Below are 21,177 nucleotides of genomic sequence, written 5' to 3'. Positions count from 1 at the left end.
ACTGTGATGGGCGTCATACAGTGCCGGAAGGCAAATTGGAACGATTCAATCGCGCCGCCGAACCAGCCCCCGAAGTCACGGAGTCCACATGAACGCGAGCGGTCCTGTCGCCCTGCAGCTCGAGCAGGTGCGCAAGTCGTTCGGTCCCGTCGTCGCCCTACGGTCGGGGAGCCTCACGGTCCACTCCGGCTCGATCCACGCCCTCGTGGGCGAGAACGGCGCCGGCAAGTCGACCCTCGTCAAGATCGTCGCCGGCGTCTACCAACGCGACGGCGGCGAGTTCCTGCTGCACGGAGAGAGCGTCGACTTCTCGTCGACCGCGGCGTCCAAGGACGCCGGCATCGCCGTGATCTACCAGGAGCCCACGCTGTTCCCCGACCTGTCGGTCACCGAGAACATCTTCATGGGCCGCCAGCCTCTCGGCGCCGGCCGCCGCATCGACCGCAAGGCGATGCACGAGGAGGCGCTCGGCCTGTTCTCCCGCCTGGGCGTCAACCTCGACCCGCGCCGCCTTGCCGAGGGTCTGTCGATCGCCGACCAGCAGATCATCGAGATCGCCAAGGCCATCTCGCTCGACGCCAGCGTCCTGATCATGGACGAGCCGACCGCCGCCCTCAGCGGAGTCGAGGTCGAGCGGCTGTTCGCCGTGGCTCGCAGCCTGCGTGACGAGGGTCGTGCCCTCGTGTTCATCTCCCATCGCTTCGACGAGGTGTTCGCCCTGTGCGACACGGTCACCGTGATGCGCGACGGCGACTACATCTCGACCGACCCGATCGCCGAGACGACCAGCAGCCAGATCGTCGCCAAGATGGTCGGCCGCGAGGTCGGCGACCTGTTCCCCAAGACGCCGGCCGAGATCGGCGAGCCCGTGCTCACGGTCAAGCAGCTCGAGTCCGCCGGGGTCTTCCACGACATCAGCTTCGACGTACGCGCCGGCGAGATCGTCGCCCTTGCCGGGCTCGTCGGCGCCGGCCGCAGCGAGATCGCCCGCGCTATCTTCGGCGTCGACGGCTATGACTCCGGCACGGTCGAGCTCAACGGCAAGGTCGTACGCCCCCGCAGCCCACGCGCCGCGATCCGCTCCGGCATGGGATTCGTCCCCGAGGACCGCCGCCAGCAGGGCTTGGTCACCGAGGCCTCCGTGGCCCACAACGTCGCCGCGGTGATCCGTTCGCGCATCGCCCGCTGGGGGCTCCTGACCAACGGCAGCGAGACCCGCACGGCGGGCCCGTGGGCGGGACGCCTCGAGGTCAAGACCAACGCGCTCGACATGCATGCGACCACGATGAGCGGCGGCAACCAGCAGAAGGTCGTCATCGCCAAGTGGCTTGCGACCCAGCCGTCGCTGCTGATCATCGACGAGCCCACTCGCGGCATCGACATCGGCACCAAGGCCGAGGTGCACCGCCTGATCTCCGAGCTTGCCGGCCAGGGCATGGCGATCCTCATGATCTCGTCGGAGCTGCCCGAGGTGCTCGGCATGGCCGACCGGGTGCTCGTCGTGCACGAGGGCCACATCACTGCCAACCTCGACCGCGCGGACGCGACGCCCGAGAGCGTCATGACCGCCGCCACCAACACGATGGAAGTCCCCGCATGACAGACACTCTGGTGGCGCCCAGCCGCCGCAGCACCGCGCAGCGCGTGGTGTCGACGATCCTGACGTCGCGCGAGTCCGCCATCGCGTTCGTGCTGATCCTCGTCGTCGCCGCAGCCACGCTCAACACCAACAGCTTCCTGTTCAGCGAGGACGGCTGGCGCGACCTGCTGCTGACGCCCGCGATCCTCCTGTTGCTGGCCACCGGCCAGGCCGTCGTGATCATCACGCGCAACGTCGACCTGTCGGTCGGCTCGACGCTGGCCCTCACGGCCTACCTGACGGGCCGCCTCTTCGTGGACAACCCCGGCATCCCGATCATTCTGGTCGTCCTGATCGGCATGCTCGCCGGTGCGGGACTCGGGCTGATCAACGGCCTGCTGGTCGCGCTGGGCCGGGTGCCCGCGCTGGTCATCACGCTGGGCACGCTCTACATCTACCGCGGCGTCGTGCTCTCGTGGGCCGGCTCCAACCGCATCAACGCCTCCGACATGCCGGACGGGTTCCTGTCGCTCGGCACCAAGTCGATCCTGACGATCCCGGTCCTGACGATCCTCGCGCTCGTCGTGCTCGGCATCGTGGGCTACTACCTGCGCACCGCCCGCGGCGGCCGTGAGCTGTATGCCATCGGGTCCGACCCCGACGCCGCCAACCTCTACGGCCTCAAGGTCCGCCGCCGCGTCATCGGCGCGTTCGTCCTGTGCGGCGCACTCGCTGGCCTCGCCGGCGTCGTCTACGCCGCGCGCTACGGCACGATCAGCTCCGGTGCCGGTCAGGACATCGAGCTCCAGGCCGTCGGCGCAGCCGTCATCGGCGGTGTCGCGATCTTCGGCGGCAGCGGCTCGGTGTGGGGTGCCGCGATCGGCGCCTGGCTGCTCATCACGATCAACCGCGCGCTGCCGATCCTCGGCGTGCAGGACTTCTGGCAACAGGCCGTCGTCGGCGCCCTGATCCTCGGCGCCATCGTGCTCGACCGGGTCCTGGCCACACGCAGATCACGCAAGCTCGTCGAAGCGAGGGACATCGCATGACCGCCCGCACGTACGCCGCACACGCCAAGCCCCTGTGGCAGCGCGCGCTCCTGGCGCGCGAGTTCGCGATCATCGCGCTGCTCGTCGTGGTCTACATGTACTCGCGCAGCGAGGTGCCGGCATTCGACGGACCGCTGACGATCTACTACCTGCTTCTCGACGCCGCCGCGATCCTCCTGATCGCGTTGCCGATGACGATGATCATCATCACGGGTGAGATCGACCTGTCGGTCGCGAGCACCGTGGCGCTCAGCAGCGTGCTCGTCGGCGACCTGCACCAGCACGGCATGTCGATCCCGATGGCGGGACTCGTCGCGATCCTCGCGGGAGTCGTGTGCGGCGCGTTCAACGGCTTCCTCGTGGCGTACGTCGGACTGCCCTCCTTGGCCGTCACGATCGGCACGCTCGCGCTCTACCGCGGCATCGCCGTCGGCACGCTCGGCACCAAGGCGGTCACGGACTTCCCGGAGAAGTGGACCGACCTGGCCAAGCAGCACATCGGCGACAGCAGCTATCCGGTCATCGTGATCCCGTTCATCGTGCTGGCGATCCTGTTCGCGCTGCTCCTGCACTTCACGTCGTTCGGCCGCGGGGTCTACGACATCGGCCTCAACTCCGAGGCGGCGCACTTCACGGGCGTCAACGTCGCACGGACGAAGTTCATCCTGTTCGTGCTCTCCGGCGCCGTGTCGGCGTTCGCGGGCATCTACATCACGCTCCGCTACGGCAGCGCCCGCGGCGACAATGCGACGGGCCTCGAGCTCCAGGTCATCGCCGCGGTGCTCCTCGGCGGTGTGTCGATCTTCGGCGGACGGGGTGCCTTGCACGGCGTCATCGCCGGAGTCCTGTTGATCGGCGTCATCTCGAGCGCCCTGCGCCTCGAGGACGTCACGGTCAACGTCATCAACATCATCATCGGGCTGCTGCTCGTGCTCTCGGTGATGTCCACCAGCTTCCTGTCCTTGGCAACTCGGGCGTCGGCAGGAATGAAGAAACGCAGCTCCAAGAGCTCCGATGCACGCCAGCAGCTGGCGTCAGCTCACCACGAAGGGAAGAACTGATGAAGTTCAACAGAAGGAAGGCCAGCGCACTCGGTGCCCTCGCCGTCAGCGCCGCGCTCGTACTCTCCGCCTGTGGCGGGAGCTCCGACGGCGGCGACAAGGGCGGCAGCGGAGGATCCGGCAAGAGCGTCTCGGTGACGTTCCTGCCCAAGAACCTCGGCAACCCATACTTCGACACCAGCGACAAGGGTGGCAAGACCGCGGTCAGCGAGTTCGGCGGCAAGTTCGCCGAGGTCGGGCCCGAGAAGGCCAGCCCCGACGCGCAGGTCCCGTTCATCAACACCGCCGCCCAGCAGGGCATCAACGCCCTCGTCGTCTCGGCCAACGACCCCAAGGCCATCGGCGACGCGCTCAACGAGGCGCGCGACGCGGGCACGAAGGTCGTGACGTTCGACTCCGACACCGACCCGAAGTACCGCGACCTGTTCATCAACCAGGCCACGGCCGAGGGCATCGCCAAGGTGCAGGTCGACATGATCGCCAAGCAGATCGGTGACAAGGGCGACATCGCCATCTTGTCGGCGGCCGCCAACGCGACCAACCAGAACGCCTGGATCGACCTGATGAAGCAGGACCTGTCGGCCAACCACCCCAACATCAAGCTCGTCGACACGGTCTACGGCAACGACGACGACCAGACGTCGTTCGACAAGACCTCGGCCCTGCTCCAGAAGTACCCGAACCTCAAGGGCATCGTGTCGCCCACGACCGTCGGCATCGCCGCGGCCGCGCGTTACGTGTCCGACTCGGAGTTCAAGGGCAAGGTCCAGGTCACCGGCCTCGGCACGCCGAACCAGATGCGCAAGTACGTCGAGGACGGCACCGTCCAGGCGTTCGCTCTCTGGAACCCCGAAGACCTGGGCTACCTGGCGGCGTTCGCAGCCAAGGCGCTGGTCGACGGCAAGATCACCGGCAAGGAAGGCGACACGTTCAGCGCCGGCAAGCTCGGTGACTTCACGGTCGGCAAGGACGCGACGGTCCTCCTCGGCGACCCGTTCCAGTTCAACAAGAGCAACATCGCGAAGTTCAACTTCTGATGTTCACGGTGCCTGGCCGGCGGCATCCTCCCCGCCGGCCGGGCACCACCCCCATCCCGAGAGGCCGATGAGATGCAGCGCGTGTGCTTCCAGCTCCAGGTCAAGCCCGACCGGATCGCGGAGTATCGCGAGCGGCACGCGGCGGTCTGGCCGGACATGTTGCAGGCCCTGGCCGCCACGGGGTGGCACAACTACTCGCTGTTCCTGCGCGACGACGGCCTGTTGATCGGGTACGTCGAGACGCCCTCGATCGAGGACGCCCAGGCAGGCATGGCACGCACGGAGATCAACGGCCGCTGGCAGGCCGAGATGGCCGAGTTCTTCGTCGACCTCGGCGATCAGCAGCCAGATCAAGGATTTCTCGTGCTGGAGGAGGTCTTCCACCTGGAGGACCAGCTCGCCAGGCACGAACCGAGCACGACGCAGACGCACGACACAGAGCTCCACTCAACCCATGAAGAAGAAGACGTGAGATGACGACTTTCAGCGCGATCAGCGCGCAGCTCGAGGGACAGGCGATCGAGGTCCCGTCCTGGGCGTACGGCAACTCCGGCACCCGGTTCAAGGTGTTCGGCAGCCCCGGGACCCCTCGCACGGTCGAGGAGAAGATCGCCGACGCCGCCAAGGTCAACGAGTTCACCGGCCTGGCGCCGCTCGTGTCGCTGCACATCCCGTGGGACCAGGTCGACGACTTCGCCGCGCTGCGCCGCTACGCCGAGGACCACGGCATCGGTCTGGGCACGATCAACTCCAACACGTTCCAGGACGACGACTACAAGCTCGGCGCCCTGACGCACACCGATCCGCGGATCCGCCAGAAGGCGATCGACCACCACTTCGCGTGCATCGACGTCATGGACCAGACCGGGTCGCGCGACCTCAAGATCTGGCTCGCCGAGGGCACCAACTACCCCGGCCAGGGCGACATGCGCGGCCGGCAGGACCGCCTCGCCGAGTCGCTCGCCACGATCTACGACCGCATCGGCGACGACCAGCGCCTCGTGCTGGAGTACAAGTTCTTCGAGCCGGCGTTCTATCACACCGACGTCCCGGACTGGGGCACGTCGTACGTGCAAGTGGCCGCGCTGGGCGACAAGGCGTACGTGTGCCTCGACACCGGCCACCACGCGCCGGGCACCAACATCGAGTTCATCGTGGCGCAGCTGCTGAGGCTCGGGAAGCTCGGCTCGTTCGACTTCAACAGCCGCTTCTACGCTGACGACGACCTGATCGTGGGCGCAGCCGATCCGTTCCAGCTGTTCCGCATCCTCTACGAGGTCATCCGCGGTGGCGGCTACGGCCCGGACAGCGGCGTCGCGTTCATGCTCGACCAGTGCCACAACATCGAGAAGAAGATCCCCGGGCAGATCCGCTCGGTGCTCAACGTCCAGGAGATGACCGCTCGGGCGCTGCTCGTCGACGCCGGCGCTCTGGAGAAGGCGCAGGCCGACGGCGACGTGCTGCTCGCCAACGAGATCTTCATGGATGCGTTCTACACCGACGTCCGCGCGGACCTCGCGGCCTGGCGTGAAGAGCGAGGACTCCCGGCCAACCCGCTGAAGGCGTTCCTCGCCAGCGGCTACCAGGACCAGATCGAGACCGACCGCGTCGGCGGCACCCAAGCAGGATGGAACTGATGACCACCGCACAAGAGCTGATCGACCGCTCGAACCGCCTGGGAGCTGACCCCAGGAACACCAACTACGCCGGCGGCAACACGTCCGCCAAGGGCACCGAGACCGATCCGGTCACGGGTGAGGACGTCGAGCTGCTCTGGGTCAAGGGCTCCGGCGGTGACCTCGGCACGCTGACCGAGAGCGGCCTCGCGGTCCTGCGCCTCGACCGCATGCGCGCGCTCGTCGACGTCTATCCCGGTCTCGACCGCGAGGACGAGATGGTCGCGGCGTTCGACTACTGCCTGCACGGCAAGGGCGGTGCCGCGCCGTCGATCGACACCGCGATGCACGGCCTCGTCGACGCCGCGCACGTCGACCACCTGCACCCCGACTCCGGCATCGCGATCGCGACCTCGGCCGACGGCGAAGCGCTGACCGAGACCGTCTTCGGCGGCAAGGTCGTATGGGTGCCGTGGCGCCGGCCCGGATTCCAGCTCGGCCTCGACATCGCCGAGATCAAGGCCAAGAACCCCGAGGCGATCGGCTGCATCCTCGGCGGCCACGGCATCACGGCGTGGGGTGACACCAGCGACGAAGCGGAGCACAACTCGCTGTGGATCATCGAGACCGCCGCGGCGTACATCGACGAGCAGTCGCGGCCCGAGCCGTTCGGCCCGGCGCTCGACGGCTATGCCGCACTGCCCGAGGCCGAGCGCCGTGCCAAGGCGGCGGCCCTCGTCCCGACGATCCGCTCGATCGCGTCGGCCGACAGACCCGTGGTGGGTCACTTCACCGACAGTGACGTCGTGCTGGACTTCCTCGCCTCGAGCGAGCACCCGCGCCTCGCCGCACTCGGCACCAGCTGCCCGGACCACTTCCTGCGTACGAAGGTCAAGCCGCTCGTGCTCGACCTGCCCGCCTCGGCGACCGTCGAGGAGTCGATCGCCCGGCTGCGTGAGCTCCACGCGGCGTACCGCGAGGACTATCAGGCGTACTACGACCGGCATGCGTCGCCGGAGTCGCCCGCGATCCGAGGCGCCGATCCGCTGATCGTGCTGGTGCCCGGCGTCGGCATGTTCAGCTTCGGCAAGGACAAGCAGACCGCCCGCGTCGCCGGCGAGTTCTACGTCAACGCGATCAACGTCATGCGTGGCGCCGAGGGACTGTCGACGTACGCGCCGATCGACGAGGCGGAGAAGTTCCGCATCGAGTACTGGGCGCTCGAGGAGGCCAAGCTCCAGCGCATGCCGGCACCCAAGCCGCTGGCCACGCGCATCGCCCTCGTCACGGGGGCGGCCTCGGGCATCGGCAAGGCGATCGCCCACAAGCTCGCTGCGCAGGGTGCTGTCGTCGCGATCGCCGACCTCGACCTCGCCAAGGCGCAGGCCGCTGCTGCGGAGATCGGTGGCACCGATGTCGCTGTCGGCGTGCAGGCCGACGTGTCGGACGAGGACGCCGTCAAGGCGGCCGTCGATGCGACGCTGCTGGCATTCGGTGGCCTCGACCTCGTCGTCAACAACGCCGGGCTGTCCCTGTCCAAGTCGCTGCTCGACACCACGGTCGCCGACTGGGACCTGCAGCACAACGTCATGGCCAAGGGCTCGTTCCTGGTCTCGCGCACGGCGGCGAAGGCCCTCATCGAGCAGGGTCTCGGCGGCGACATCGTCTACATCTCGTCCAAGAACTCGGTCTTCGCCGGGCCCAACAACATCGCCTACTCCGCGACCAAGGCCGACCAGGCTCACCAGGTGCGCCTGCTCGCCGCCGAGCTCGGCGAGCACGGCGTACGTGTCAACGGCATCAACCCCGATGGCGTCGTGCAGGGCTCGGGCATCTTCTCGAGCGGCTGGGGCGCCAACCGCGCCGCGGTCTACGGGGTCGAGGAGAAGGACCTCGGCGCGTTCTACGCCCAGCGCACGCTGCTCAAGCGCGAGGTCCTGCCGGACCACGTCGCCAACGCGGTCTACGCGCTGGTCGGGCCCGACCTGACCCAGACGACGGGCCTCCACATCCCCGTGGACGCCGGTGTCGCGGCAGCGTTCCTGCGCTGACGCCATGACTCTGCCCTCGAAGCGGCACAGCGTCGCCGCGATCGACCTCGGGGCCTCCAGCGGCCGCGTCATGGTTGGCGAGGTTGGCGCCGATCACCTCGAGCTGCGCGCCGTCGCGCGTTTCGCCAATGAGCCCGTACGCGCGTCGGACGGGCTGCACTGGGACCCCCTCGAGCTCTACCGCCACGCTCTCAGCGGTCTGTGGACAGCCGCGAGCTCGTCCCCTGACGGGCTCGAGAGCGTGGCGGTGGACTCGTGGGCGGTTGACTACGCCCTCATGCGGGCGGACCGCATGATGGGCGTGCCGTTCCACTACCGGGACGAGCGCACGGCCGCGGGCGTGGAGCGCATCCACGCCCGCGTGCCGTTCGCTGAGCTGTATGCCCGCAACGGCTTGCAGTTCCTGCCGTTCAACACGATCTACCAGCTCGCTGCGGACGGTCTCGCCGACGAGGCCGAGCGGATGCTGCTGATCCCCGACCTGATCGGCTACTGGCTCACCGGCCAGTTGGTCACCGAGCGCACCAACGCCTCCACGACCGGGCTGTTGGACGTGCGCACGGGGGAGTGGGACGCCGAGCTCATGGAGCGGGTCGGCCTGCGCCGGTCGCTGTTCACCGACCTCATCGATCCCGGTGCCACGATCGGCGCGGTCACCGCCGAGGTCGCCGAGCAGATCGGCGTACCCGGTCTCACCGTCACCGCGGTCGGTTCGCACGACACCGCATCGGCGGTCGTCGGGGTGCCGATGCAGAGCGATGACGCGGCCTACATCTCGTGCGGCACGTGGGGACTTGTGGGCCTCGAGCTCGACGCGCCGGTGCTGACCGACGAGGCGCGCGACGCCAACTTCACCAACGAGGGCGGCGTCGACGGGCGTACGCGATTCCTCACCAACGTCATGGGCACCTGGCTGATCAGCGAGACCTTGCGCGAGTGGGAGCGCGCCGGCTTCAACGTCTCGCTGCCGGACATCCTCGCCGCCGCGGCCGGCGTCACGACCGACGTCGCGGTGTTCGACGTGCAGGACCCGCGCTTCCTCCCGCCCGGTGCGATGCCCGACCGCATCGCCGAGCTGTGTGATGAGCAGGGCCTGCGGGCGCCCGCGACCAAGGCCGAGCTGATGCGCAGCATCGTCGAGAGCCTCGCGTACGCCTTCGGCTCCGCGCTCGACACCGCCGAACGCCTCGCCGGCCGGCCCATCCGGATCGTTCACGTCGTCGGCGGTGGCTCGCTCAACCGGCTGTTGTGCCAGGCGATCGCCGACCGCAGCGGCCGCCCGGTGCTCGCGGGTCCGGTCGAGGCGACGGCGCTCGGCAACGTGCTGATCCAAGGTCGTACGCTCGGCGCGGTCTCGGGATCGCTGGAGGACCTGCGGGCGATCATCGCCCGCACCCACGATCTCGCGCGCTACGAGCCGAGAGCATGATCGGCGTATGACTCTTCGTGTGACGGTGCCCGACGAGGGCTGGCTCGAGCGGCTGTCAGACCTCGACGATCGCGTCGACCTCAGCGTCTGGGACTTCTCGACACCGCAACCAGAGGGCCGGATCGACCTCGCCGTGCGCCCGTACACCCCGACCACCGACGGTCTCGATCGCCTCGATCCGTCTGGACTCGAGGTCCTGCAGCTGCAGACCCTTGGCTTCGACGGCGTGCTTGAGGTGCTGCCGGCCGGGATCACCGTGTGCAACGCCGTGGGCGTGCACGAGGGCTCGACGGCCGAGCTCGCCGTGGCCCTGCTTCTGGCATCGCAGCGTGAGATCGACGGGTTTGCCCGCGAGCGGGGACAGTGGAACCGGCGCTTCACCGCCAGCCTGCTCGACCGACGCATCATGCTGCTCGGCTACGGCGGCATCGGCGTCGAGGTCGAGAAGCGGCTCGAGGGATTCGATGCCGAGCTCGTACGGGTCGCGGGTCACCGTCGCGAGGACGAGCGCGGAGTCGTGCACGGCAACGCGGAGCTCGCAGATCTGCTGCCGACCGTCGACGCCGTTGTCGTCGCGGTGCCGCTGTCCGACGCGACGATCGGACTCGTCGGCGACGGCTTCCTCGACGCATTGCCCGACGGGGCCGTGGTCGTCAACGTCTCGCGCGGCAAGGTCGCCGACACCGACGCGATCGTGCGTCAGGCCGGCCGCATTCGCTATGCCACCGACGTCACCGATCCCGAGCCGCTGCCTGCCGACCACCCGCTCTGGCAGGTCCCGGGTGTGCTGATCTCGCCGCATGTCGGCGGCATGTCGACCGCGATGCAACCCCGCATCGATGCCGTCGTCCGCCGCCAGATCACCCATCTGCTCGAGGGCCGCGGCCCCGACTCCATCGTCATCTCGCCCTGAACAGCCCTGAAAGGACCACCATGGCCTCGCCCTTGGTCAAGCAGCAGCGCCGATTCCCCCGGCCGCGTGACTTCCTGCCCCTGCTGAAGTTCAAGAAGCCTGTGCTCAACCCCACGCGCCGGCGTCTCGAGCGGGCGCTGACGGTCTGGGACCTGCGGTCGATCGCCAAGCGGCGTACGCCGAAGGCGGCGTTCGACTACACCGATGGTGCCGCTGATGCCGAGCTGTCGCTGGCGCGGGCGCGCCAGGCGTTCGAGGACATCACGTTCCACCCCGCGATCCTGCGCGACGTGTCGGTCGTCGACACGTCGGTCGAGGTGCTTGGCGTACGTTCGGCGCTGCCCTTCGGCATCGCGCCGACTGGATTCACGCGGATGATGCAGTCCGAGGGCGAGATCGCCGGCGCCACCGCTGCCGAGGCGGCCGGCATCCCGTACTCGCTGTCGACGATGGGCACCACCGCGATCGAGGACGTTGCTGCGGCGGCGCCGGGCGGTCGCAACTGGTTCCAGCTCTACATGTGGAAGGACCGCGAGCGGTCGATGGCACTGGTCGACCGGGCCGCCAAGGCCGGGTTCGACACGCTGCTGGTCACGGTCGACGTGCCGGTCGCCGGCGCGCGGCTGCGCGACACCCGCAACGGCATGACGATCCCGCCGACCCTGTCGCCCCGCACTGTGCTCAACGCGATCCCGCGACCGGCGTGGTGGCTCAACTTCCTCACGACCGAGCCGTTGGCGTTCGCGTCGCTCGACAAGTGGTCGGGCACGGTCGCCGAGCTGTTGGACACGATGTTCGACCCGACGGTCACGTTCGACGACCTGGCCTGGATCAAAGACCAGTGGCACGGCAAGGTCGTCGTCAAGGGCGTCCAGAACGTCGATGACGCGGTCAAGCTCGCCGACCTCGGTGTCGACGCGGTGCTGCTGTCCAATCACGGCGGCCGCCAGCTCGACCGGGCCCCGGTGCCGTTCCACCTGCTGCCGGACGTACGCAAGGCCGTCGGCGACTCGGTCGAGATCCACCTCGACACCGGGATCATGTCGGGCCAGGACATCGTCGCCGCTCTGGCCCTGGGTGCGGACTTCACGCTGATCGGCCGGGCGTACCTCTACGGGCTGATGGCAGGCGGTCGCCGAGGCGTCGACCGGACGATCGAGATTCTGACGAAGGACATCGAGCGCACGATGCGACTCCTCGGCGTCACCTCCGTGGCAGAGCTGGAGCCGGGCCACGTGACCCAGCTCCAGCGCCTGGCCCCGCGGGGCTGATCACGCCAGCGGGCTGGGTGCGGGCCGGCGGTCGTCCGACGGTCGCGGGTCGTTCGGCTCGATGCCGAGCTGGTCGCGGGTGTTGAGCATCCAGGTGAGGAATGCCGTGACGAGCACGCCGGGCACGGCCGACCACAGCCGCCACGGCGAGTCGATCGACTGCCGGACGACGGCGATCATTCCCCAGACGATCAGCTGGACGCCCGTGGTAAACGCGGTGAACGCGGCGGCGGCCCAGCGGGCGAAGCGCAGCCAGTCGGTCGGGGCTCCGGCCGGTCGCGGGGTCATCTGGTTGGGCCAGAACAGGTGGCCGAGGGCCTTGGTCATGGGGTTGATGTCGTTCATGAGGTGCTCCTGGGTTCGGTGGCCGGATGGCCTGGATCGATGTCTTCGACGCTAGTGATCCCGGACCGGCGGAACGATGGGCTCACCCTGCCTCTTACCGGTGGGCCTGGACCCACCTTCGGTCCCGCCTGGCGCTTCGACGCCCGCCGATAGGCTGGCCGAGGCTCCCGTAGCCCAACCGGCAGAGGCAGATGGCTTAAACCCGTCACAGTGTGGGTTCGACCCCCACCGGGAGCACCCATCGGTCGCCCGCGCCCCTTCGCGGACAGCGCCGTAGGCTGGAGTTCCCCCACGCACAAGGAGCACCACGATGGACGTACGCACACTGGGTCGCACGGGACGCAAGGTCTCGGTCGTGGGACTCGGCACGTGGCAGCTCGGCGCCGATTGGGGTGACGTCACGCACGACGAGGCGATCGCCGTGCTCGACAGCGCGACGGCGGCCGGCGTGACGTTCTTCGACACCGCCGACGTGTACGGCGACGGCCGCAGCGAGCAGCTGATCGGCGAGTACCTCAAGGCCCGGCCTGAGCTCGACGTCTTCGTCGCCACCAAGATGGGCCGCCGGGCCGAGCAGGACCCCGCGAACTTCACGCTCGACAACTTCCGCGCCTGGACTGACCGCTCCCGCACCAACCTCGGCGTCGAGACCCTCGACCTGGTCCAGCTGCACTGCCCGCCGACGCCGGTGTTCTCGAGCGACGAGGTCTACGACGGCCTCGACCTGCTGGTGCAGGAGGGCGTGCTGGCGGCGTACGGCGTGAGTGTCGAGACGGTCGACGAGGCGCTCACCGCGATCGCGCGTCCCAATGTGGCGAGCGTGCAGGTCATCTTCAACGCGTTCCGGCTCAAGCCCCTCGACGAGGTGCTGCCGGCGGCCAAGGAGGCCGGGGTCGGCATCATCGCCCGCGTCCCGCTCGCCTCGGGTCTGTTGTCGGGTCGCTACACGACCAGCACGACGTTCGCGCCCGACGACCACCGGACCTACAACCGCGGTGGCGAGGCGTTCGACGTGGGCGAGACGTTCTCCGGTGTCGACTTCGAGACCGGCGTGCGCGCTGCGCAGGAGTTTGCCGCAGCGGTCCCCGAAGGCGTGCACCCCGCCCAAGCGGCCATCGCCTGGATCCTCGCGCAGGACGGCGTCACTGCCGCGATCCCCGGCGCCCGCAACGTCAACCAGTCGCGCTCCAACGCGGCCGCAGCCGATGTCGTGCTGCCGGACGACTTCGACCGTACGGTGCACGACATCTACGACCGTTACCTGCGCGAGGCGATCCACCCGCGCTGGTGATGTCCGACCGCCGACCACCCGATCCAGGAGTCGTTCGTATGTTCAGCCGCTACGTCGCGATCGGCGACAGCCTCACCGAAGGCCTTGGCGACGATCCGTGGCCGGACGACGTGCCACGTGGTTGGGCAGACCGCCTGGCCCAGCACCTCACGGACCAGGCCGGCCAGCCCGTCCACTACGCGAACCTCGCGGTCCGTGGGCAGAAGGCGGCACAGGTGCGGGCTTCGCAACTGCCCGCCGCGCTCGCTGCGGATCCGGATCTGGTCACCGTCACGGCCGGCATGAACGACCTGATGCGGCCCACGGTCGACATCGATGCCGTGGGAGACGACCTCGATCACATGGCTCGGAGTCTGACCGACCAGGGCATCGTCACGGTTCTCGTCCCGCTCCCCGACATGACCGGGCTGCTGCCGATCGGCGCCAGGCTCAAGGGTCGCGTGGACGCCCTCAACGACACGCTCGCCGACGTGGCGGCGCGGCGTGGAGCGATCCTGGCGCCACTGCCGCCACGAGAGGTGTTCGGACAGCCGCAGGCGTGGAGCAGCGACCGGCTCCATCTCTCGTCTTTGGGTCACAGCCGGTTCGCGCTGGCGATGCTGCACACTCTCGGGCTGCCGACGGACTCCGCGTGGGACGAGCCGTTGGTCCCCGGTCCGAAGCCACCGGCCGTCCGCCGGATCGTCGGCGAGGTGCGCTGGTGGGCCGGATTTGCCGGCCCGTGGATCGGCCGACGCCTGCGAGGTCGCTCATCCGGAGATGGGCGTACCGGCAAGCGGCTGACGCTCGAGCCGTGGGCGATCGACGAATAGTCGTTCAGTGCCACCGCTCCGCGGACTAGGCTGGCGCGCAGCGAGGTGAGGATGGACGCGGAGGCTCGGTTCGACGAGATCGTCGATGATCTGGCGCCTCGTGGCGTCCTGCCCGGAGCATTGTTCGGCGCCCGGTCCCTGACCGTCGAGGGCACGGCGTTCGCCTGCCTCAAGGGCGGTCAGCTCGCGGTCAAGCTCGGCGACGGCACGGCGGCGCACGCGGACGCGCTCGCCATGGACGGCGCGTCGCTGTTCGACCCGTCCGGCAAGGGCCGGCCGTTCAAGGACTGGGTGGCCGTGCCGGCGGCGGAAGCGCAAGCCTGGGGGCAGCTGGCCGAGGCCGGACTCGACGCACTCGGCGGCGCGGCATGATCTTCTCATCCCCGGACCCGGCCAGCGATCGGTACTTCGCGGTCGCGCTGCTGCACCTGCAGAAGACCTCGTACGCCCTGGAGGCCGAGCTGATCGGCGACGACCGCATCCCGCCGCTGCAGGAGGACGAGGTCGGGCTCACCGCCTGGCGCGGACGCTGGCTCACCGCGTGGGACGGCATCGACCTGGTTGGCGCGATCGCGTGGTGGGAGGCCGAGGACCGGATCGACATCGAGAAGGTCATGGTCAGCCCGACGGCCATGCGGCGCGGCATCGCGAGCGCGCTGCTCGGCGAGGTGCTCGGGCGTGCCTCCGGACGGGAGATCGTCGTGGCCACGGGCCGGGCCAACACGCCGGCGGTGTCGCTCTACGCCAAGCACGGCTTCCAGGTCGACGGCGACGAGCAGGTCCCGCCCGGCATCTGGATCACGCGGCTGCGCAGGAAGTCGCCAGTCGAGTAGCCCAGCGAGCTCTGCGAGCAGGGCGTATCGAGACCTCGAGAGATGGCCCTCAGCTCTGGAGGATGCGCATCGCGGCCCAGGTCTCGTCGAGCGCGATGCTCTCGACCGCCGACCAGCCGTAGTCGCCGATCAGGTCCTGCAGGGTCGCCTCGTCGAGGTCGGAGTGGCCGTTGAGGGGATAGGTGATCCACACGATCGGGATCGACCCCAGCTGCGGGAGCACCTCGTCGAAGTCGTCGGCCAGCGCCGTGCGGTTGTCGGTGACCAGGATCGCCGCGTCGACGTTCTCCGGCTCGTCCTCGTCGCGCACCTCGATCGTCTCGGCGCCCTCGGGCAACGGGTCGAGCAGCGAGGTCTCCTCGACGCTCGCGCCGATGATCCACACGACGAACCCGTCGCCGATCCTGAGCTTCTCGGCGTTCGTCGTCTCCGTCATGCGTTCATCCTATGTGGGCCGCCGGACGCCGGTGACGTCCCGGATCGTACGTCCGACGCCTAGACCCTTGCCCTCGAAGCGGGTCTGCGGCCGGCCCTCGAACCGTGGCCCCCACTCGCCACCGTCGAAGTCGGGGGACTCGGTGACGACGTCGCGGATCTGCTCGGCGTAGTCCTCCCAGTCGGTCGCGAGTCGCCACAGCCCGCCGGGCTCGAGCACGCGAGCCGCGAGGCGGGCAAACTCCGGCGTCACGAGCCGGCGCTTGTGGTGGCGCTTCTTGTGCCAAGGGTCGGGGAAGAAGATGCGCAGCTCGTGCACCGATCCGGGCGCCAGCATCGTGGTCAGCGCCTCGGCGGCGTTGACGACCATCAGTCGTACGTTCGTGACGCCGACGTGGCGCATCGTCACCAGGGTCTGGGCCACGCCCGGCACGTAGACCTCGAGCCCCAGGAAGTCGAGCTCCGGATGATCGACGGCCGCCTGCACCACGGCCTCGCCGCGACCGCTGCCGATCTCGACGACGAGCGGGGCGCTGCGGCCGAACACCTGTGCGGTGTCCAGCACGTAGGACGGGTCGACCGACGTGCTCGGACCGTGTCTCGGGACCTCCAACACGTACGTCTGGGCCAGCGCGTCCCAAGCAGCCTGCTGGCGCTCGGTCAACCGGCCGCCGCGTCGGGTGAACGAGACCGGCTCGGTCCGGTACGGCGTGGGCTCCACTCGCGCTAGCGTAGACGCGTGGACATCGAACCCGACACCAAGGACTGGACCTGGGTCCTCCACGAGGCGTGCCCCGAGTGCGGACTGGCGGCCGGCGACGTACCCCCGACCGAGGTCGCGCACCGGGTGCAGGCCGACCTCCCGCGCTGGTCCGCCGTCCTCGAGCGTCCCGATGCGCGCGAGCGCCCTGCGCCCGGCACCTGGTCGCCGACCGAGTACGCCTGCCACGTCCGCGACGTGCACGACCTGTTCGCCGAGCGGATGCGCCTCATGCTCGACCAGGACGCACCGCGCTTCGCCAACTGGGATCAGGACGAGACCGCGATCGCCGACGACTACGCGTCGCAGGACGCCGCGACCGTCGCGGCGCAGCTCGTCGAGGCCGGCGAGGGCATGGTCGAGCTCCTCGGCGCCATCCCCGACGACGCCTGGCACCGCACCGGGTTCCGCAGCGACGGCTCGGAGTTCACGGTCGCGACGCTGGCGCAGTACTACCTCCACGACATCGCCCACCACCTCCACGACGTACGAGGCTGACGATGCCGCCGACCGCCGACTGGGACGCGATCGTGCTGGCGGGCGGACGCGGGTCGCGGCTCGGCGGAGTCGACAAGGCCGCGCTCGAGGTCGGCGGCGAGACACTGCTCGCCCGTACGCTCCGCGCCGTTGCGGGTGCGGGCCGCATCATCGTCGCCGGCGACCCGCGCCCGGTGCCCGAGGGCACGGTCGTCGTGCAGGAGGAGCCACGCTTCGCCGGGCCTGCCGCCGCGATCGGGGCAGCGATGGCCGAGGTGCGCGCCCCGTACGTCTTCCTGTCCGGTTGCGACCACCCGTTCCTGGCCGATGCCGTCGACCTGCTGCTCGACTCGGCGTCCGGCGACGGCGTCATCGCGATCGACGGTGACGGCCGCCGGCAGTACCTCATGAGCGTCCTCGACGCCGCCGCGCTGCGCGCCTCGATCGCCGCCCAGTCGACGTTGGTGGACCTCTCCGTCCGTACGCTACTGGTGCCGCTGGAGCTCATGGAGATTCCGATCCCCGTACGTGCGGCGCTCGACATCGACACGTGGCACGATCAGAAGCAGGCGCTGGCAGAAGGGAACCGCGATGGCTGACATGACTCTCGACGACTGGGTCGTCACGGTGGCGGCCGAGCTCGGCATCAAGGAGCTCGACCTCGACACCGAGTCGGTGCTCGATCTGGCTGCCGTCGCGGCACATGCCGTCGTACGCCCGGCCGCACCCCTCACGACCTTCCTCGCCGGCCTCGCCGCCGGCATGGCCGGAGGATCGGAGTCTGACCTCAAGGACGCGATCGAGACCGCCACGGCGCTCTGCGAGCGGGTCGAGGAGGCCGACGCCTAGATGGCCGGCCGGCTGACACGACGTACCAAGGTCACCCGGTTCGCGCCGGACGGCACGTCGACGGTCCGTGAGGACGCCCTCGCCGTCGAGGAGCCGCTCGAGATCCGCGTGGGCGGCACGTCGCTGTCGGTCACGATGCGCTCGCCGGGCGACGACTTCGACCTCGTTGCGGGATTCCTGGTGTCCGAGGGGGTCATCTGGTCGGCCGACCAGCTCGTCTCGATGCGGTTCTGCGCCGGCACCGACGACAACGGGCTGCAGACGTTCAACGTCATCGACGCCGAGCTCAGCGCCGACACCCCACCGCTGGACGTCTCGCTCGAACGCCACGTCTACACCTCGAGCTCGTGCGGCATCTGCGGCACCGCGTCGATCGACGCCGTGCACAAGGCGGCGCACTTCGGCCATCTCGACGACGCGTCGTCGTGGACCGGCGAGCTGCTCGGGTCGCTGCCCGACCGGCTGCGCGAGGGCCAGAAGGTGTTCGACCGCACCGGGGGAGTGCACGCTGCCGGCTTGTTCGACGCGTCCGGCGCGCTGCTGTGCCTGCGCGAGGATGTCGGCCGGCACAACGCGGTCGACAAGGTCGTCGGCTGGGCGCTGCGCGAGGGCCGGCTGCCGTTGACCGGCACGGTGCTGCAGGTGTCGGGCCGGGCCTCGTTCGAGCTCGTGCAGAAGGCCCACATGGCCGGCATCCCCGTGCTTGCCGCAGTGTCGGCTCCGTCCTCGCTCGCGGTGGAGCACGCCGAGTCGGCCGGCATGACGCTGCTCGGCTTCAGCCGCGACGGCGGCTTCAACGCGTACGCCGGGCCGCACCGCATCTGCTGAGCCCCTCCGGTCCGTGAGCTTGTCGAAAGGACGTTCCGACAAGCTCAACGGCGGGATGACACGCCGGGCTGTTGTACGTCACGCACGCTAGTGCGTATTGCGTGGTACTGTCCCATCCATGGATGCAACCCAGCTGCTCAAGGGCGTGCTCGACGTCGCGGTGCTCGCCGTCGTCGAGGACGAGGACGGATATGGCTATGACGTCGTGCGCAGGCTGCGCGCGGCGGGCCTCGAAGAAGTCGGAGACGCCTCCGTCTACGGGACGCTGCGCCGGCTCTACACCGCGGGCGCTCTCACGTCGTACGTCGTGCCGTCCGAGGAGGGGCCGCACCGCAAGTACTACGGCATCAACGCCCAGGGGAGGGCGATGCTCGAGCTCCAACGCAAGGTCTGGACCGAGTTCTCCACCACCATGAACAACCTGCTCACCAGTTCGACCCAGCCAGGGGAGGCAGCATGACCACGTCCACCGTCACGCCCGAGATCGTCGCGTTCGCCCAAGGCGTCCGCGCCGCACTGGCCGACCTGCCCGCCGAGGAGGTCGACGACCTGACGGACGGGCTCGAGGCCGACCTCGCCGAGGCGTACGCCGAAGACCTCCAGCGTGAGCTGCCCGATCCCGGGGCGTACGCGACCGAGCTGCGCGCGGCTGCCGGGCTGCCGATGCGGACCAAGGCCAAGTCCGGTGTGCTGTCGGGCCTGGCGCAGAGCTGGACCGACACGCGCACGGACGTCGGCGTGGCGATCCGGCGCAACCCGGCGCTCGCGAGTGTCGTGGAGTTCCTCGGTGAGCTGCGGCCCGCCTGGTGGATCGTCCGCGCCTGGCTGGCTGCGTGGCTGGTGGCGGCGTTCTTCGGCAACGAGCGCGGCTACGGCCTGGCCGGCAGCTGGTGGCTCGTCGCGGTGGTCTTCGCCGTCATCAGCGTCCAGTGGGGACGCGGTCGTTGGCAGGGCAAGGGTGTGCCGGCGCTGATCGCGATCGGCAACGTCGTGGCGGTCCTCGCGTTCCTCCCGGTCATGGCAGCCGCCGACGACGGGAGCGACGGGGGTGACTTCGACCGCGGCTTTGCGTCCGGCGTCGACGCCACCGTCAACGACCCGCCGCAGGACGGCTTGCTGCTGCGTGGCCAGCCGGTGACCAACATCTTCGCGTACGACGCTGCGGGCAAGGCGCTGCGCAACGTCCAGCTGTTCACCCAGGAGGGCAAGCCGCTGGAAGCCCACGGGTCGCGGTCGGACGACAACACCTGCGCAGCTGACGACTGCTCGACGGTCTGGCAGCCCGGACAGCTCGAGACCGGGCAGTCGGTGTTCAACGTCTTCCCGCTGGGGACCGTGGCCGCGGAGTGGGATGACGAGGCGCAGCGGACGGTTCCCAAGCAGGGCGCGTTCTCGGTCGTCCCCAAGGCGCCGTTCCTCAAGGTTCCGGGTGTGTTCACCCCCAAGAAGGTTGCCAACTCCAACGACTGACTCGGGATCAAACGGCGTGTCTGCAACGTTGGATAGAGTGAACGACAACGACTCCATCTTCGGAGCCATCCCACGGAGGGAATCATGAAGAGCAGCAACCCCGTCTTCGCCCGCAGCGCCGAGTTCAACGGCCGCGGCGGTGCAGTCGCCAGCGACCCGTCCCAGTGGCAGGTCGACCTGAGCGGATCGCCCACGCACACCGAGCGCGGCGCCGGTCGCATGACGATCGACACGACCGTCGAGAAGACCGCGATCACGCTGGGGGTGCTCATCGTGGCCGCAGCTGTCACCTGGATCGCCTCCGGTGACCTCGGCGCCGATGGTTCGGCCGCCAGCAAGGCCTACGGCTTGGCAATGGGCGGTGCGCTCATCGGGTTCGTCCTGTCGCTGGTCAACTCCTTCAAGAAGATCGTGAGCCCGGCGCTCGTCATCGGCTACGCCGTTTTCGAGGGCGTGTTCGTCGGCGCGTTCTCCAAGATCATCGCGTCCTGGGTCGGCGACGTCAGCATCGTGTTCCAGGCTGTGGTCGGCACCATGGTGGCCTTCGGTGGCACGTTGGCGGCCTACAAGTTCTTCAACATCCAGGTCACCGACAAGTTCCGCAAGATCGTCACGATCTCGGTCTTTGCGTTCGTCGGAGCGACGCTGATCAACCTGCTGCTGACCGCGACTGGCGTGGTCGACGGCGGCGGCATCCGTGACTTCAACACCCTCGGGCTGCTGGTCTCAGCCGCGGCGGTGGTGCTCGCGGTGTTCATGCTGATCCTCGACTTCGACTACATCGAGCAGGGCGTCGCAGCCGGTCTTCCGGAGCGCGAGTCCTGGCGTGCGGCGTTCGGTCTCACGGTCACACTGGTGTGGCTCTACATCGAGATCCTGCGCATCCTCGCGATCCTGCGTGGCGACTGAGCTTCACCGCTAGACACGAACGGCCGATCCCTCTGGGGGTCGGCCGTTCGTCGTGTTGAACAGGACCCTGAGCGGTGGATTTGCCACCGAATGCCCCTGAGCGGTGGATGTTCCACGCTATAACCCGCCACAAGGTGGAGAATCCACCGCCGGACCTATTCG

24 protein-coding genes and 1 tRNA gene are annotated in these 21,177 nt (G+C 69.0%); 22 read left to right on the top strand and 3 right to left on the bottom strand.

The window, feature by feature from the left end; all coding sequences use genetic code 11:
• Positions 1-88 precede the first annotated feature (88 nt).
• The 10 genes from ESP70_RS06385 to ESP70_RS06340 all read left to right on the top strand — a co-directional run bounded on the left by ESP70_RS06385 (position 89) and on the right by ESP70_RS06340 (position 12,006).
• The gene (locus tag ESP70_RS06385; RefSeq protein ID WP_149688443.1) at positions 89-1,600 is read left to right on the top strand and encodes a sugar ABC transporter ATP-binding protein; all 1,512 of its coding nucleotides are present in this window, start codon (positions 89-91) and stop codon (positions 1,598-1,600) included.
• Entirely contained in the window at positions 1,597-2,628 is a 1,032-nt protein-coding gene (locus ESP70_RS06380; protein WP_149688442.1) for an ABC transporter permease, read from the top strand. The genes ESP70_RS06385 and ESP70_RS06380 overlap by 4 nt, the downstream gene beginning before the upstream one ends.
• Positions 2,625-3,689, top strand: a complete 1,065-nt coding sequence (locus tag ESP70_RS06375) for an ABC transporter permease (RefSeq protein ID WP_149688441.1) — start codon at positions 2,625-2,627, stop codon at positions 3,687-3,689. The genes ESP70_RS06380 and ESP70_RS06375 overlap by 4 nt, the downstream gene beginning before the upstream one ends.
• Positions 3,689-4,726, top strand: a complete 1,038-nt coding sequence (gene rhaS / locus ESP70_RS06370; RefSeq protein ID WP_149688440.1) for a rhamnose ABC transporter substrate-binding protein — start codon at positions 3,689-3,691, stop codon at positions 4,724-4,726. The genes ESP70_RS06375 and rhaS overlap by 1 nt, the downstream gene beginning before the upstream one ends.
• A gap of 72 nt (positions 4,727-4,798) precedes the next feature.
• On the top strand, positions 4,799-5,203 hold the full coding sequence (locus ESP70_RS06365; protein ID WP_149688439.1) for an L-rhamnose mutarotase: 405 nt from the start codon (positions 4,799-4,801) through the stop codon (positions 5,201-5,203).
• A complete protein-coding gene (gene rhaI, locus ESP70_RS06360; protein ID WP_149688438.1) occupies positions 5,200-6,363 on the top strand; it encodes an L-rhamnose isomerase in 1,164 nt (387 codons plus the stop codon). Before ESP70_RS06365 ends, rhaI begins: the two co-directional genes overlap by 4 nt.
• Positions 6,363-8,393, top strand: coding sequence for a bifunctional aldolase/short-chain dehydrogenase (locus ESP70_RS06355; protein WP_188110517.1), 2,031 nt, complete (start codon positions 6,363-6,365; stop codon positions 8,391-8,393). Before rhaI ends, ESP70_RS06355 begins: the two co-directional genes overlap by 1 nt.
• Positions 8,394-8,397: 4 nt before the next feature.
• Positions 8,398-9,822, top strand: a complete 1,425-nt coding sequence (locus ESP70_RS06350; protein ID WP_149688436.1) for a rhamnulokinase — start codon at positions 8,398-8,400, stop codon at positions 9,820-9,822.
• 7 nt (positions 9,823-9,829) lie between these two features.
• Positions 9,830-10,735: an NAD(P)-dependent oxidoreductase gene (locus tag ESP70_RS06345; protein ID WP_149688435.1), complete on the top strand. Its 906-nt coding sequence runs from the start codon at positions 9,830-9,832 to the stop codon at positions 10,733-10,735.
• A gap of 20 nt (positions 10,736-10,755) precedes the next feature.
• Positions 10,756-12,006: an alpha-hydroxy acid oxidase gene (locus ESP70_RS06340; protein ID WP_149688434.1), complete on the top strand. Its 1,251-nt coding sequence runs from the start codon at positions 10,756-10,758 to the stop codon at positions 12,004-12,006.
• Here ESP70_RS06340 and ESP70_RS06335 read toward each other — a convergent pair whose 3' ends face one another.
• A complete protein-coding gene (locus ESP70_RS06335; RefSeq protein ID WP_149688433.1) occupies positions 12,007-12,351 on the bottom strand; it encodes a hypothetical protein in 345 nt (114 codons plus the stop codon). It abuts the gene before it with no gap.
• 163 nt (positions 12,352-12,514) lie between these two features.
• Between ESP70_RS06335 and ESP70_RS06330 the strand changes: the two genes are divergently transcribed.
• From ESP70_RS06330 to ESP70_RS06310, 5 genes are all read left to right on the top strand, one after another.
• Positions 12,515-12,588: transfer RNA gene (locus ESP70_RS06330), tRNA-Leu, on the top strand.
• Between the two features lie 73 nt (positions 12,589-12,661).
• The gene (locus tag ESP70_RS06325; RefSeq protein ID WP_149688432.1) at positions 12,662-13,642 is read left to right on the top strand and encodes an aldo/keto reductase; all 981 of its coding nucleotides are present in this window, start codon (positions 12,662-12,664) and stop codon (positions 13,640-13,642) included.
• A gap of 38 nt (positions 13,643-13,680) precedes the next feature.
• Positions 13,681-14,454 carry an SGNH/GDSL hydrolase family protein gene (locus ESP70_RS06320; RefSeq protein WP_149688431.1) on the top strand — a complete coding sequence of 258 codons (774 nt, stop codon included), beginning with the start codon at positions 13,681-13,683 and terminating at the stop codon, positions 14,452-14,454.
• A 51-nt stretch (positions 14,455-14,505) separates the two neighbouring features.
• Positions 14,506-14,826: a TfoX/Sxy family protein gene (locus ESP70_RS06315; protein WP_149688430.1), complete on the top strand. Its 321-nt coding sequence runs from the start codon at positions 14,506-14,508 to the stop codon at positions 14,824-14,826.
• The gene (locus ESP70_RS06310; RefSeq protein WP_149688429.1) at positions 14,823-15,287 is read left to right on the top strand and encodes a GNAT family N-acetyltransferase; all 465 of its coding nucleotides are present in this window, start codon (positions 14,823-14,825) and stop codon (positions 15,285-15,287) included. Before ESP70_RS06315 ends, ESP70_RS06310 begins: the two co-directional genes overlap by 4 nt.
• 49 nt (positions 15,288-15,336) lie before the next feature.
• Here ESP70_RS06310 and ESP70_RS06305 read toward each other — a convergent pair whose 3' ends face one another.
• Positions 15,337-15,723: a DUF3052 family protein gene (locus ESP70_RS06305; RefSeq protein ID WP_149688428.1), complete on the bottom strand. Its 387-nt coding sequence runs from the start codon at positions 15,721-15,723 to the stop codon at positions 15,337-15,339.
• 9 nt (positions 15,724-15,732) lie between these two features.
• Positions 15,733-16,443, bottom strand: a complete 711-nt coding sequence (trmB, locus tag ESP70_RS06300) for a tRNA (guanosine(46)-N7)-methyltransferase TrmB (RefSeq protein WP_149688427.1) — start codon at positions 16,441-16,443, stop codon at positions 15,733-15,735.
• Between the two features lie 18 nt (positions 16,444-16,461).
• On the opposite strand from trmB, the gene ESP70_RS06295 reads away from it, so the two are divergent.
• The 7 genes from ESP70_RS06295 (at position 16,462) to ESP70_RS06265 (ending at position 21,015) form a co-directional block, all read left to right on the top strand.
• A complete protein-coding gene (locus ESP70_RS06295) occupies positions 16,462-16,980 on the top strand; it encodes a DinB family protein (RefSeq protein ID WP_149688426.1) in 519 nt (172 codons plus the stop codon).
• 2 nt (positions 16,981-16,982) lie between these two features.
• Positions 16,983-17,558, top strand: coding sequence for a molybdenum cofactor guanylyltransferase (gene mobA / locus ESP70_RS06290; RefSeq protein ID WP_149688425.1), 576 nt, complete (start codon positions 16,983-16,985; stop codon positions 17,556-17,558).
• A complete protein-coding gene (locus ESP70_RS06285) occupies positions 17,551-17,808 on the top strand; it encodes a DUF6457 domain-containing protein (RefSeq protein WP_149688424.1) in 258 nt (85 codons plus the stop codon). Before mobA ends, ESP70_RS06285 begins: the two co-directional genes overlap by 8 nt.
• Complete coding sequence (fdhD, locus tag ESP70_RS06280; RefSeq protein WP_149688423.1) at positions 17,809-18,636, top strand: formate dehydrogenase accessory sulfurtransferase FdhD; 828 nt, start codon at positions 17,809-17,811, stop codon at positions 18,634-18,636.
• Between the two features lie 118 nt (positions 18,637-18,754).
• Positions 18,755-19,096, top strand: coding sequence for a PadR family transcriptional regulator (locus tag ESP70_RS06275; protein WP_149688422.1), 342 nt, complete (start codon positions 18,755-18,757; stop codon positions 19,094-19,096).
• Positions 19,093-20,106, top strand: coding sequence for a hypothetical protein (locus tag ESP70_RS06270; RefSeq protein WP_149688421.1), 1,014 nt, complete (start codon positions 19,093-19,095; stop codon positions 20,104-20,106). The genes ESP70_RS06275 and ESP70_RS06270 overlap by 4 nt, the downstream gene beginning before the upstream one ends.
• Before the next feature lie 84 nt (positions 20,107-20,190).
• On the top strand, positions 20,191-21,015 hold the full coding sequence (locus tag ESP70_RS06265; RefSeq protein WP_149688420.1) for a Bax inhibitor-1/YccA family protein: 825 nt from the start codon (positions 20,191-20,193) through the stop codon (positions 21,013-21,015).
• Positions 21,016-21,177: the final 162 nt, after the last annotated feature.

The sequence above is a fragment of the Aeromicrobium ginsengisoli genome (genome assembly GCF_004134905.2).
Lineage (GTDB): Bacteria > Actinomycetota > Actinomycetes > Propionibacteriales > Nocardioidaceae > Aeromicrobium > Aeromicrobium ginsengisoli.
The sequence above is the reverse complement of the archived record's forward strand: the minus strand, read 5'-3'. Positions and strand labels throughout refer to the sequence as shown.